Origin of the sequence: Falsiroseomonas algicola, assembly GCF_011040385.1 — a bacterium.
Lineage (GTDB): Bacteria > Pseudomonadota > Alphaproteobacteria > Acetobacterales > Acetobacteraceae > Falsiroseomonas > Falsiroseomonas algicola.
Window position 1 is genome coordinate 1 of the sequence record NZ_JAAIKB010000004.1, and the last position, 12997, is coordinate 12997.

Here is a 12997-nt window from a genome sequence, read left to right on the forward strand (position 1 = left end):
TTGCTGACCGTGCGACTTGCATGTGTTAAGCATGCCGCCAGCGTTCACTCTGAGCCAGGATCAAACTCTCAGGTTCATCAATCCCCGATCTCACATCGCCATCTCAGACGACACTCAACCAGCGATCCTTACCCGCCCAACTCACTCAACACTGACCTCAATTCCATCCGGCCACCCTTCCCCCCGTACCTAACCTTCCAGCCCCTCACAGGACCTTCCAGACAAGCAGCAGGAAGCCACTCAACCAAGGGCAACCAAACTCTACTTCCCTCAACAGATGCACAGTCTCAATGAACAGGATCTCGTCCCCAGCCAGAACCCTGACTGGAAGCACCATCGCATCGCTGCGTGGAGGAGATCGGCGCCTAACGGCGGGGCGCAGCATCTAGTGGCTTTCACCACCGTGTGCAACCCCGCTTTTCAGCGCCCCGTCCGGGAACCATCGGCTCCGTTCTGGTGAGGCGGCTTTTACGGGCCAGGCCCGGGGGTGTCAACGCGACCGTCCGAACATTCGGACATGGCAGCCATGAGCGTCACGCCGTTGACGCAAACCTCTTCTCGTCACGTAGCCGTAGCGGTCAACCCGTTGACTTCACTGGCCTTCGCCGAGATGGTCCGCGCCACAACCGCCCGGACAAGACCAGAGCATGACGTCTGCGACCCGCCTCGCCCTTTCGATCTGCGCCCTTCTCGCCGCCCCTCTCGCGGACGCCGCAGCATCGGAACCCCCGGCCGAGGCGCAGCGTGTCCTGACCGTCCGCCGCGGCGATACGCTGGGCGAGCTCCTGGCCGGCGCCGGTGTCAGCCAGGCGGAAGCGCATGAGGCGATCGCGGCGCTCCGTCCCGTCTTCCCCCCGCGCGGCCTCGCCGTCGGGCAGGAGGTCGGCCTCCGCCTCGACCCCGATCGCGACAACGCCCTTCTGTCGCTCGAGATCGAGCCCGCCCCCGGCCGCACCATCGCGCTCCGCCGCCAGGCCGATCGCTGGGTGGTGGAGGAGCAGGTCATTCCCCGCCAGCGCCACCTCGCCCGAATCGAGGCGCCGATCATCGGCGGCGTCTACCTGACGCTGACCCGCGCCGGCATGCCCGCGCCGCTGACCCATTCCCTGATCCGCGCCCTGTCCCATGAGGTGGACTTCCAGCGCGACATCCAGCCGGGCGACCGCATTGCCGTCGCCTTCGAACGCCTCCGCGCCCCGGATGGCGACCTGCTCGGCCATGGCCAGCTGCTCCATGCCTCCCTCACTTTGTCCGGGCGCGAACTGTCCGTCTGGCGCCATGTCGAATCCGATGGCGATTCCGCCTGGTATCATGGGGATGGCCGCCCGCTGGCCGGCGGCTTCCTGCGCACGCCGCTCGATGGCGCGCGCCTCACCTCCGGCTTCGGCATGCGCCGCCATCCCGTGCTCGGCTTCTCCCGCCGGCATGAGGGCCTGGATTTCGCCGCCCCCCCCGGCACCCCGATCTATGCGGCGTCCGACGGGGTGGTGACCGCGGCCCGGATGGAGCGTGGCTATGGCCGCACCGTGCGGCTCCGCCATCCCGGCGGGGTGGAGACGGTCTACGCCCACATGTCCCGCTTCGCCCGCAACCTGAAGGCCGGCGATCGGGTGCGGCAGGGCGACGTGATCGGCCATGTCGGCTCCTCCGGCATGTCCACCGGCCCGCATCTCCACTACGAGATCCGCATCGCCGGCCGCGCCCAGGACCCGGCCCGCGCCTCCCTGCCGGCGGGCGAGCGCCTGCGCGGCAGCGAACTGGCGTCCTTCCATGACCGGCGGCGGGAGTTGACCCGGCAGATGGCGCAGATCGCCTCCGGCCGGACCGAGATCGCACTGGCGGGCGATTGATCGCCCGCCAGCCTTTTCCCCCAGCCTTTTCCCCCTGGGGCTGGCGACTGATCAGCCCCCGGCCAGGCTCTCCGCCAGGTTCGGCTCGGTCGCCAGCCGGCTTGGCAGCAATTCCCCCCGCCGCTCCAGCAGCGGGTGGGCGACCATCGCGAAATGCGCGCCGATGCGGCGCAGGTCCCGCACCGCATCCAGCAGCAGCCCGGCCGCGGCGCCGCCGTCGGCGGCGGAGCGGTCAGCCGCCTCCGCCATCCGGCGCAGCGCGCTGCGCTCCGCGTCGCGCAGCGCCTCCTTCTCCCGCACCAGGCGCCGGGCGGCCTCCGCATCCTCCCGGATGAAGACCGCGACGGCCAGGCGAAGCTGCGCCTGCAGCCTCAGATGCAGGCCGGTGATCTCGGCCGCGATGTCCCCCGGCAGCACCAGCCCCCGCCGTGTCCATTTCTGGGCGAGGCCCAGCAGGTCCCGCTCCAGCACATCCCCCGCATGTTCCAGGCTGACGGCGAAGGCGCGGATTTCCGCCAGCCGGCGGGCATCATCCTCCCCCAGCGTCTCCTGCGGGATGCGCGCGAGGTAGCCCTGCACCTGGCGATGCAGCCGATCCACCTGGTCGTCCAGCCGCCTGGCCACCTTGGGCCTCTCCCGGTCCCCTTCCTGGAAGGCGGCGGTGGAGGCCGCGAGCATCGCCTCCACCGTATCCGCGATGCGCAGCACCTCCCGCGCCGCATTGGCGAGCGCGACGGGCGGCGTCTCCAGCGCATCCGGGTCGAGGTAGCGGGCGGCGGCGGGATCCTCCGCCGGCGGCCGGTCCGGCACCAGGCGCTCCATGCCGCGCGCGAGCAGGCCCAGCAGCGGCCAGGCCAGGATGGCGGTGCCGAGGTTGAACGTCAGATGCGCCTGCGCGGCGAAGATCGCGCCGGGCTGGCCGTCCAGCATGGGCAGCAGTACCGGCATGGCGCCCAGCACCAGCACCGCGCCCACCACCCTGTTGGCGATGTTGCCCAGCGCCACGCGCAGCCGCGCCCGCTCCGGCCCGGCCTCCCCCAGCGCCCCCAGCAGCGGGTTCACCGCGCTGCCGATATTGGCGCCGAGCACCATGGCGATGCAGGCCTCCATCCCCAGCAGGCCGGAGGCCGCGAGCGAGGCGATGAACAGCATGGCCGCAACCGAGGAATGCGCCGCCCAGGCCAGCACCCCCGCCACCACGAGGTTCGGCAGCGGCATGTCGGCGAAGACGCCGACCAGCGCACGCAAGGTGGGGGAGGCCTCGACCGGCGCCATGCTGGCGGAAAGCAGGTGCAGCGAGATCAGCATCAGCCCGACGCCGATGAAGACCCGGCCTATATCCTTCCCCCGGCTGCCGCTGCTGCGCCGGAAGGCCACCACACCCGCGAGGACCAGCGCGGGCGCCAGGGCCGAGACCTCGAAACTCAGGGCGAAGACGATCAGCGCGGTGCCGATATTGGCGCCCAGCATGGCCGCGAGCGCGGGCGCCAGAGCCACCCCGGCGCCGGCCGCGAAGCTGCCCACCATCAGCGCGGTCGCGGTGGAGGATTGCAGCGCCGCGGTCGCGAAAAGCCCGGCCAGCACCGCCCTCAACCGGCTTCCGAGCGCCACCCCCAGCACATGCCGCAGCCGCATGCCGAAGGCCCGCTGCACCCCGGACTGCACCATGTGCAGCCCCCAGAGCAGCAAAGCGGCCTCACCGGCCAACTCCACCAGCAGCAGCGCCTGGGACACCGGCCCACCCCTCTGTCATAAAACTGAAACAGAGAGACTAGGCCCGTGGGGGAGAGTTGGGGAAGGCTTTGCCTTCCCCAAACCCCATCCACCAGGGGGGAGACCCCCTGGACCATCGTCAATTGAAGGGTTCCAAGGGCCCGCTGGCCCTTGGCGTGGGGGGTACGGGGGGAGCAGCGCTCCCCCCGGGCCGGTCACGCCGCCTGCTTCAACGCCGGCCGCACTTCCAGCCCATCCGCGCTGGCCGTGACGCGCAGCGTGGCGCCGTCGCCCACCGTCCCTTCCAGCAGCAGGCCGGCCAGCCGGTCCTGCAGGCTGCGCTGGATCACGCGCTTCAGCGGGCGCGCGCCATAGGCCGGGTCGTAGCCCGCTTCCGCCAGCCATTCCCGCGCGCTGTCATCCAGCTCCAGCGTGATGTGCCGGTCGGCCAGCAGCTTGCGCAGCCGCACCAGCTGGATGTCGACGATATGCGCCATGTCGCCCCGCGCCAGGCGGCGGAACAGCACCACCTCGTCCAGCCGGTTCAGGAATTCCGGCCGGAACCGCTCCCTGACCGCCCGCATCACTGCCGGCCGCGCGGCCTCGATATCCGCGCTCTCCGGCAGTTCGGCGATCGCCTGGCTGCCGAGGTTGCTGGTCAGCACGATGATGGTGTTGCGGAAATCGACCGTCCGCCCCTGGCCATCCGTCAGCCGCCCATCATCCAGCACCTGCAGCAGGATGTTGAAGACGTCCTCATGCGCCTTCTCCACCTCGTCGAACAGGATCACCTGGTAGGGCCGCCGGCGGATCGCCTCGGTCAGCGCGCCACCCTCGTCATAGCCGACATAGCCCGGGGGGGCGCCGACCAGGCGGCTGACCGCGTGCTTCTCCATGTATTCGGACATGTCGATGCGCGTCATCGCGCGCTCGTCATCGAACAGGAAATTCGCCAGCGACTTCACCAGCTCCGTCTTGCCAACGCCGGTCGGGCCGAGGAACAGGAAGCTGCCGATCGGCCGGTTCGGGTCCTGCAGGCCCGCGCGGGCGCGCCGGACCGCCTTGGACACCGCCTCCAGCGCCTCCTCCTGCCCCACCACGCGCTGGCGCAGCTGGTCTTCCATCTTGAGGAGCTTGGCGCGCTCCCCTTCCAGCATCTTCTCGACAGGAATGCCGGTCCAGCGGCTGACGACGCCGGCGATGCCTTCCTCGGTGACGGCCTCGTTCACCAGCCGCGCATCGCCGTCGCCGGCCACGGCGATCTTCTTCTCGAGGTCCGGGATCACGCCATACTTCAGCTCACCCGCCTTCGCGTAGTCGCCGCGGCGCTCCGCCAGTTCCAGCTCGGTGCGAGCCTTGTCGAGTTCCTCCTTGGCCTTCTGCGTCTCGACGACCTTGCCCTTCTCCGCCTCCCAGCGCTGGGTCAGGGTCCGGCTTTCCTCCTCGAGGTCGGCCAGCTCCTTCTCGAGCTTCACCAGGCGGTCGCGGGACGCCGGATCCTGTTCCTTCCGCAGCGCCTCGCGCTCGATCTTCATGCGCATGAGGTCGCGGTCGATCGCGTCCAGTTCCTCCGGCTTGCTGTCCACCTGCATGCGAAGGCGGGACGCCGCCTCATCCACCAGGTCGATCGCCTTGTCCGGCAGGAAGCGGTCCGTGATGTAGCGGTTGGAGAGCGTGGCCGCCGCCACCAGCGCGCCATCGGCGATGCGCACGCCGTGGTGCAGCTCATACTTCTCCTTGATGCCGCGCAGGATGGAGATGGTGTCCTCCACGCTCGGCTCGCCCACGAAGACCGGCTGGAAGCGCCGCGCCAGCGCCGCGTCCTTCTCCACATGCTTGCGGTATTCGTCGAGCGTGGTGGCGCCGACGCAATGCAGCTCGCCCCGCGCCAGCGCCGGCTTGATCAGGTTCGACGCATCCATCGCGCCATCGGCCTTTCCCGCGCCGACCAGCGTGTGCATCTCGTCGATGAAGAGGATGACGTCGCCCGCGGCGCCCTCTACCTCCTTCAGCACGCCCTTCAGGCGTTCCTCGAACTCGCCGCGATACTTGGCGCCGGCGACCATCGCGCCGAGGTCGAGCGCCATGACCTTCTTGTCTTTCAGCGCCTCCGGCACGTCGCCGCGGATGATGCGCAGCGCCAGGCCCTCGACGATCGCGGTCTTGCCGACGCCGGGCTCGCCGATCAGCACGGGGTTGTTCTTGGTGCGGCGCGCCAGCACCTGGATGGTGCGGCGGATCTCCTCGTCCCGCCCGATGACGGGGTCGAGCTTGCCGTCGCGCGCCAGCGCCGTCAGGTCGCGCGCATACTTCTTCAGCGCGTCGAACTGTTCCTCGGCATTCTGGCTGTTGACGGTGCGGCCCTTGCGGAGGTCGGCCACCGCCTTCTCCAGCCGCTGCGCATCGGCGCCCGCAAGCCGCAGCGCGCGCCCGGCCTGGGTGTCGCTGGCGGCGAGCGCCTGCAGCAGCCGGTCCTGGGCCACGAATTCGTCGCCGGCCTTGGCGGCCAGCTGCTGCGCGGCGTCCAGCACGCGGACGATGTCCGGCATGAATTGCGGCTGCTGGCCCGCGCCGCCGCCCGTCACCTTGGGCAGTTTCGCGAGTTCGCCTTCCACGGATTGCCGCGCCACCTTGGGGTCGCCCCCCGCGGCGGTGATCAGCCCGGCGGCGGCACCCTGATCATCGTCGAGCAACGCCTTCAGCAGGTGTTCGGCGGTGACGCGCTGGTGGTAGTCCCGGATCGCGATGGTCTGCGCAGCCTGCAGGAAACCGCGCGCACGGTCAGTGAATTTCTCGATGTCCATTCGCATGTCCCTCTCTGGAGCGGACTGGCTCCCCAAGCCCCCGATCGGGCGGCAAGGGTTTGCCTTCCGCCTTGATGTGGTATGCGGCGCGGCGGGGCTTCAAGAGGATGACCCATGCGTGTCGAACGGATCACCCGCTTTCCCGTGAAGGGTCTGACCGGGGAGTTGATGGATGTCGTTGACATCGAGGCCGGGCAGGGCCTGCCGCATGACCGCCGCTTCGCCTTCGCCCAGGGCGACAGCCCCTTCGACCCCGCGGCACCGGTCTGGATGCAGAAGCGCCACTTCGCCTGCCTGATGGCCAATGCCGGCATCGCCGCGATCCGCTCGGCCTATGACCCCGTGACCGGCATGCTGCTGCTGATGGCGCCCGGCTTCCCCCACCTGGCGGTGGACCTGGACCTGGCCGAGGACCGCGCCCGCGCCGCTGCCTGGATGACCGCCTTCCTGGGCCCGGAGGCTCGCGGGTCGCTCCGCCTGGCGGAGGCCCCGGGCCATGCCTTCACTGACATCGCCGCCAAGGCGGTTTCGATCATCGGGCTCAGCAGCGTGAAGGCGCTGTCGGAGAAGGTCGGCATGGAGCTCGACCCCACCCGCTTCCGCGCCAATATCCTGTTCTCCGGCGCCGCGCCCTTCGCGGAGCTGGACTGGGTCGGGCGGGAATTCCAGCTGGGGGCCACGCGGGTGAAGATCTTCAAGCGCACCCAGCGCTGCCCCGCGACCGAGGTGAACCCGGAAACGGCAGTCCGCGACGCCAAGCCGCAGAAATGGCTGCGGGAGCACTATGGCCACGCCGATATGGGCGTCTATGCGGAGGTGCTGGAAGGCGGCCGGGTCGCGGTCGGCGACGCCCTGGAACCCCTCCAGGCCGACCTGCTCGGATAGCAAAAGGGCCGCGCCCCCAGCCGGGGCGCGGCCCTCTCAACCTTGCAACTGACGAAAGGTCAGCCGACGATCTCGGCGCCGGCGAAGAAGTAGGCGATCTCGATCGCCGCATTCTCCGCGCTGTCGGAGCCATGCACGGAATTCGCCTCGATGCTCTCGGCAAACAGCTTGCGGATCGTGCCCTCGGCGGCGTTGGCCGGGTTGGTGGCGCCCATCAGCTCGCGGTTCTTGGCCACGGCGTTCTCGCCTTCCAGCACCTGCACGACGACGGGGCCGGAGATCATGAAGCTGACCAGGTCGTTGAAGAAGCCGCGCTCCTTGTGCACGCCGTAGAAGGTCTCGGCCTGCGCCTTGGTCATCTGGATGCGCTTCTGGGCGACGATGCGCAGGCCGTTCTTCTCGAACACCGCATTGATCGCGCCGGTCAGGTTGCGGCGGGTCGCGTCGGGCTTGATGATGCTGAAGGTGCGCTCGATGGCCATGGGGCGTTTTTCCTGTTGTGCGGGTGCGAAAGCTGGCGCGCCGGATAAGGGGGGAACGGTTCCGGCGCAAGCCCTGCCCCTACGCACCCGGCCTTCCAGGCTGTATGGACCGCCCCCATGACCGTCATCGCCATCCGCAGCCTGACCATCCGCTTCGGCGGCCGCACCCTGCTCGAGAATGCCGACCTGATGCTGGATGCCGGCCGGAAGATCGGCCTGGTCGGGCGGAACGGGGCCGGCAAATCCACCATGCTCCGCGCCATCACCGGCGACCTCCAGCCCGATGGCGGGGAGATCCGCCTGGCCGCCCGCGCCAAGATGGGCGTCGTCGCCCAGGAAGCCCCGGGCGGCGAGACCACGCTCCTCGACAGCGTGCTGGAGGCCGATACCGAACGCCACGCCCTGCTCCAGGCGCTGGAGGACCCCGCCCAGGCGCACCGGGTGGCCGAAATTCACGAAAGACTCATCGACATCCGGGCGGACAGCGCCCCCTCCCGCGCCGCCACCATCCTGTCCGGCCTGGGCTTCGATGCGGAGGCGCAGGCCCGCCCCCTCTCGGCCTTCTCCGGCGGCTGGCGCATGCGCGTGGCGCTGGCCCGCGCCCTGTTCCCGGAGCCCGACCTGCTGCTGCTGGACGAGCCCACCAACCACCTGGACCTCGAAGCCACCATGTGGCTGGAGGGGTGGCTGGCGAGATTCCCGGGGGCGGCCATCGTCGTCAGCCATGACCGCGGGCTGCTGGACCGCGCCGTGGACGGGATCGCCCATCTCGACCAGCAGAAGGTCACCTTCTACCCCGGCAATTACGAGAATTTCGTCCGCGTGCGGACGGAGCGCGCCGCCCAGCAGGAAAGCCAGCGCGTCAAGATCGCCGCCCAGCGCGCCCATATGCAGGCCTTCGTGGACCGCTTCCGCGCCAAGGCCACCAAGGCCCGCCAGGCGCAGTCCCGCCTCAAGGCGCTGGCGAAGCTCCCCGTCATCGACGCCGTGGTGGAGGATGCCGCGAGCCACTTCTCCTTCCCCGAGCCCGAGGAGCTGCCGCCCCCGATCCTCGCCATCGAGAAGGCCGATGCCGGCTATGGCGGCCCGCCCATCCTCAAGGGCATCGACCTCCGGCTGGACCAGGAGGATCGCGTCGCCCTGCTGGGGGCGAACGGCAACGGCAAGTCCACGCTCGCGAAGCTGGTCGCCGGCCGCCTCGCCCCCCAGCGCGGCACCGTCAAGCGGTCCTCCAAGCTGCGCGTCGGCTTCTTCGCTCAGCACCAGTCGGAAGACCTGGACCATTCCGGCACGCCGCTCAGCCACATGCAGGCGGCGCTGCCCCAGGCCACCATCCAGCAATGCCGCGCCCAGCTGGCCCGCTTCGGCCTCAATGCCGAGCGCGCGGAGACGCGGATCGAGCGCTGCTCGGGCGGGGAGAAGGCGCGCCTCCTGCTCGCGCTCTGCACGCGGGACGCGCCGCAGCTGCTGATCCTCGACGAGCCGACCAACCACCTCGACATCGATGCGCGGGAAGCGCTGGTCCGCGCGCTCGCGGACTACAAGGGCGCGGTCCTGCTGATCAGCCACGACCCGCATCTGGTGGAACTGGTCGCGGACCGGCTCTGGCTGGTGGCGGATGGCAAGGTCACCAGCTTCGACGGCGACATGGACGAATACCGCGCCCTGCTGGCCGAACGCGCCCGCGCCGGGGGCGGTGGCGGCGGCAGTGGTGCCGACCGCGCGCCCACCGACCGCGCGGCCCGCGCCCAGGCCCGCGCCCAGCTGGCACCCCTTCGCGCCCGCCTGAAGGAAGTGGAGAAGCTGATCGAGCGCCACACGCTGGAGGGGAAGCTGATCGAGAAGAAGCTCTCCGACCCCGAGACCTATGCCTCCCGCAAGGCGCAGGACATCGCCTGGGCCACCACGCGCCAGGCCTTCCTCGCCCGGCAGATCGCGGCACTGGAGCAGGAATGGCTGGAGATCTCCGAACAGCTGGACGCTGCGTGAGCGTCACGTTCGGGTGAGGCGCCGGGCGCGCCCCGCCCTGCCCCTCCCGCTTCGCGGCGTGATCGCGGAGGCTGCCGAGTAAGAGACCGTTTGAGAACACTGGCGGGTCGGTTTCGCTGGGCTTTTCCGCCCCTGGTTCGTCGCCGGGCTTGCCGATGCAACCAGCATCGGCCGCGCCCGGCTCCTGCCAGGGACGAAAAATCCCTTGCGAACCCTCAGCCGCCAGCATTCTCAAACGGTCTCTAACACGACACCCGGAAACGCCCTTGTCCTTCCGCCGCGTCAGCGTCGCGATCCTCGCCATCGCCGGCATCTTCCTGCTGTCGCTGGCCGGGGTCCGCATGGCCTTCCTGGAACAGGAACGCGTCGCCTCCCTGGACCGGGCTGAGATCGGCACACGCGAACTGGCCCGGCTGCTGGAGCAATATGCCCGACGATCCTTCGAGACGGCGGAGCTCGTCTCCGACCAGGTGGCGGAGCGCGTCGCGGCCCTGGGCGGCCCCAACGCCGTGGCGGGCGACCAGCGCTTCCACGAATGGCTGCGCGACCTCTCCGCCCGCTCTACCGGCGACTACATCATGGTGGTGGATGACGGTGCCCGGCCGGTGGCGCTGAACAGCATGTTCCCCACCCCGGACGTGGATTTCCGCGATCGCCGCTGGTTCCAGGCGCATCTCGCCGGCGCGCGCAGCCATGTCGGCGAAGCGCTCTACAGCCGCGTGACGCGGGAGGTCCTGTTCACCTACAGCATCGCGATACGCGATGCCGATGGCAGGCTCGCGGGCGCCGTGCAGATCGCGCAGCGCCCCGGCTTCTTCCAGCAGCAGGCGGAGGCGAGCGAGATCGGCCGCGGCACGGTGCTGGCGATGCTGGACGCGGATGGCCGCATCCTGGCCCGCACGGGCATGACGCCGGACCAGGTCGGCCGCACCATCACCGTGGCGCCGCCCAATGCGACCAACGGCTCCGGCACGCTGCGGGTCCCCTCGGTCATCGATGGCGATGACCGCATCATCTCCTACCGCCGCCTGCCGGACTGGCCGCTGATCGTCGCGGCCAGCGTGCCGGTGGACAGCGCCCTCGCCCCCTTCCGCGCCGCACTCCTCTGGTCCGGCGGCATCGTCGGCGCGGTGGCCTTCGGCCTCGTCTTCCTCACCGCCATCGCGCTCCGCCTGGCGCGGCGGGAGGAGACGGCGCGGGAGGAGCTGGCCCGCGCCAATGCCGCCCTGACCGATGCGGCGACGGAGCTGGAGCAGCGTGTGGCGGAGCGCACCCGGGCACTGGCCACGGCGCGGGACCAGCTGGCGGAAAACGAGCACCGCTTCCGCGCCATCTTCAACAGCACCATGCAGTTCATCGGGCTGACCACCCCGGATGGCACCCTGCTGGAAGCGAATGACGCCGCCCTCGCCTTCGCCGGGGTCAGCCGCGCGGAGGTCATCGGCCGCAAGCTGTGGGAAACGCCCTGGTTCCAGATGGGGGAGGCGACGCAGGCGCGCCTGCGCGACGCCATCGCCACCGCCGCCGCCGGCACGCCGCAGCGCTATGAGGAGGTGGTCCGCGGCGGCGACCGGCTGGCCGCCATCGACTTCTCCATCCGCCCGCTGCGCGACACGGAAGGGCGCATCACCCTGCTGGTGCCGGAAGGCCATGACCTGACGGAGCTGAAGGCGGCCGAGGCCCGGCTGCGGGAGGCGCAGAAGATGGAGACGCTCGGCCAGCTGACGGGCGGCGTCGCGCATGACTTCAACAACCTGCTGATGGCGGTGCTGGGCAACCTGGCCCTTCTCAAGAAGCGGCTGCCGGAGGATCCGCGCCTCGCCCGCCTGGTCGATGGCGCGCTGCAGGGGGCGGAGCGTGGTGCGGCGCTGACGCAGCGGCTGCTCGCCTTCGCCCGGCGGCAGGAATTGCGGCCGAGCGCCGTCGACCTCGCGGGGCTGGTCGGCGGCATGCAGGGGCTGCTGGAACGCTCCGTCGGCCCCGGCGTGCGGATCGTGACGGAAATCCCCCCCGGCCTGCCGGCGGCGCTGGTCGATGCCAACCAGCTGGAACTCGCCCTGCTGAACCTCGCGGTGAATGCGCGGGATGCCATGCCCGGCGGCGGCACGCTGACGGTGACGCTGGCGGAAGCCCAGGCGCCCTCGCCCGGCGCGCCGGCGGGCATCGCGCCCGGCGCCTATCTCCGCCTCGGCGTGCGCGATACCGGGGAGGGCATGGACACCGCGACGCTGGCCCGCGCGGTGGAACCCTTCTTCACCACCAAGGGCCCCGGCCGCGGATCGGGGCTCGGCCTGTCCATGGTGCAGGGCCTGGCCCAGCAATCCGGCGGCGGCCTGGCGCTGGCCAGCCGCCCCGGGGCCGGCACCCAGGCGGAGATCTGGCTGCCCAAGGCCGGCAGCACCACCGGCCATGCGGCCACAGCCAACCCGGCGCCGCTTCCGGCGGCGCTGCCGAAGACGGACCCGAAGCGCGTGCTGGTCGTGGATGACGATGCGCTGGTGGCGGCCGGCACCGCGATGATGCTGGAGGATCTGGGCCACCACGCGATGATCGCCCGGTCGGGCCAGGACGCGCTGGCCGTCATCAGGGGGGATGACGCCATCGACCTGGTGCTGACGGATTACGCGATGCCGGGGATGAACGGCCTGGACCTGGCCGACCAGTTGCGGCGGGACCGGCCGGCGCTGCGGGTCGTGCTGGCCACCGGCCATGCCGAACTGCCGGCGGCGGCGACCGACTGGCTGCCCCGCATCAACAAGCCCTATGGCCAGCAGGACCTGGCCGCCCTGGTCGCCCGGCTGACTGCCGGCTGACCCCGGCTGGAGCATTTTCAAGTCGGGCGGAAACGCCCGACGACTCGGAAAATGCGTGAAGACAAATTGCTGGACCCGTTTCAGCGTCGCTGCCGACGCTGAAGCGGGTCTAGCAGGCTGCGGAAGAACGGGACTGGTCGGCTGGACGGCGCCTTTCCGCGCAGGATTCGTCTGCCGCTTGCCACGATGCAACCACATCGTGTCTGCGCGTCATCCTTTCCTGCACGAAAATTCGCTCGTCCATCCTCAGCCGCCCGTTCTTCCGCAGCCTGCTAGCGGGCGCGCGCCATCTCCTCCTCCGCCAGCGTGCGGCGCAGGAAGGTGGGCCAGAGCGCCCAGGCAGTTCCCGGTTCCGACAGCCCGGCCTGCCGCTTTCGCCCGCTCGCCGGGCCATCCGCCGGCGATCCTTCCAGGACCTGGCCTTCCAAGGCCGGGGCCCTCGGCGCCGCGTCCCGCCCTTT

8 protein-coding genes and 1 rRNA gene are annotated in these 12997 nt (G+C 70.4%); 4 read left to right on the top strand and 5 right to left on the bottom strand.

Translation table 11 applies throughout. The features are described 5' to 3' along the window. Nucleotides 1–76, bottom strand: a 16S ribosomal RNA gene (locus G3576_RS11345); the annotation flags it as partial. Between the two features lie 571 nt (nt 77–647). Between G3576_RS11345 and G3576_RS11350 the strand changes: the two genes are divergently transcribed. Next, nucleotides 648–1850, top strand: coding sequence for a M23 family metallopeptidase (locus G3576_RS11350; RefSeq protein WP_164694522.1), 1203 nt, complete (start codon nt 648–650; stop codon nt 1848–1850). Nucleotides 1851–1901: 51 nt separating this feature from the next. On the opposite strand, the gene G3576_RS11355 is transcribed toward G3576_RS11350, so the two are convergent. Together G3576_RS11355 and clpB are read right to left on the bottom strand one after the other, a co-directional pair. Further along, the gene (locus tag G3576_RS11355) at nt 1902–3584 is read right to left on the bottom strand and encodes a Na/Pi cotransporter family protein (RefSeq protein ID WP_164694523.1); all 1683 of its coding nucleotides are present in this window, start codon (nt 3582–3584) and stop codon (nt 1902–1904) included. A gap of 194 nt (nt 3585–3778) precedes the next feature. Beyond that, nucleotides 3779–6367, bottom strand: a complete 2589-nt coding sequence (gene clpB / locus G3576_RS11360) for an ATP-dependent chaperone ClpB (protein WP_164694524.1) — start codon at nt 6365–6367, stop codon at nt 3779–3781. A gap of 114 nt (nt 6368–6481) precedes the next feature. On the opposite strand from clpB, the gene G3576_RS11365 reads away from it, so the two are divergent. Continuing rightward, a complete protein-coding gene (locus G3576_RS11365) occupies nt 6482–7252 on the top strand; it encodes an MOSC domain-containing protein (RefSeq protein WP_164694525.1) in 771 nt (256 codons plus the stop codon). Between the two features lie 59 nt (nt 7253–7311). Here G3576_RS11365 and ndk read toward each other — a convergent pair whose 3' ends face one another. After that, entirely contained in the window at nt 7312–7734 is a 423-nt protein-coding gene (gene ndk, locus G3576_RS11370) for a nucleoside-diphosphate kinase (protein WP_164694526.1), read from the bottom strand. Nucleotides 7735–7851: 117 nt separating this feature from the next. Here ndk and G3576_RS11375 point away from each other — a divergent pair, with 117 nt between their 5' ends. Beyond that, entirely contained in the window at nt 7852–9723 is a 1872-nt protein-coding gene (locus G3576_RS11375; protein WP_164694527.1) for an ABC-F family ATP-binding cassette domain-containing protein, read from the top strand. Nucleotides 9724–9989: 266 nt separating this feature from the next. Further along, on the top strand, nt 9990–12536 hold the full coding sequence (locus G3576_RS11380; RefSeq protein ID WP_164694528.1) for an ATP-binding protein: 2547 nt from the start codon (nt 9990–9992) through the stop codon (nt 12534–12536). Nucleotides 12537–12808: 272 nt separating this feature from the next. Here G3576_RS11380 and G3576_RS11385 read toward each other — a convergent pair whose 3' ends face one another. Continuing rightward, a complete protein-coding gene (locus G3576_RS11385) occupies nt 12809–12964 on the bottom strand; it encodes a hypothetical protein (protein ID WP_164694529.1) in 156 nt (51 codons plus the stop codon). Between the last annotated feature and the right edge of the window lie 33 nt (nt 12965–12997).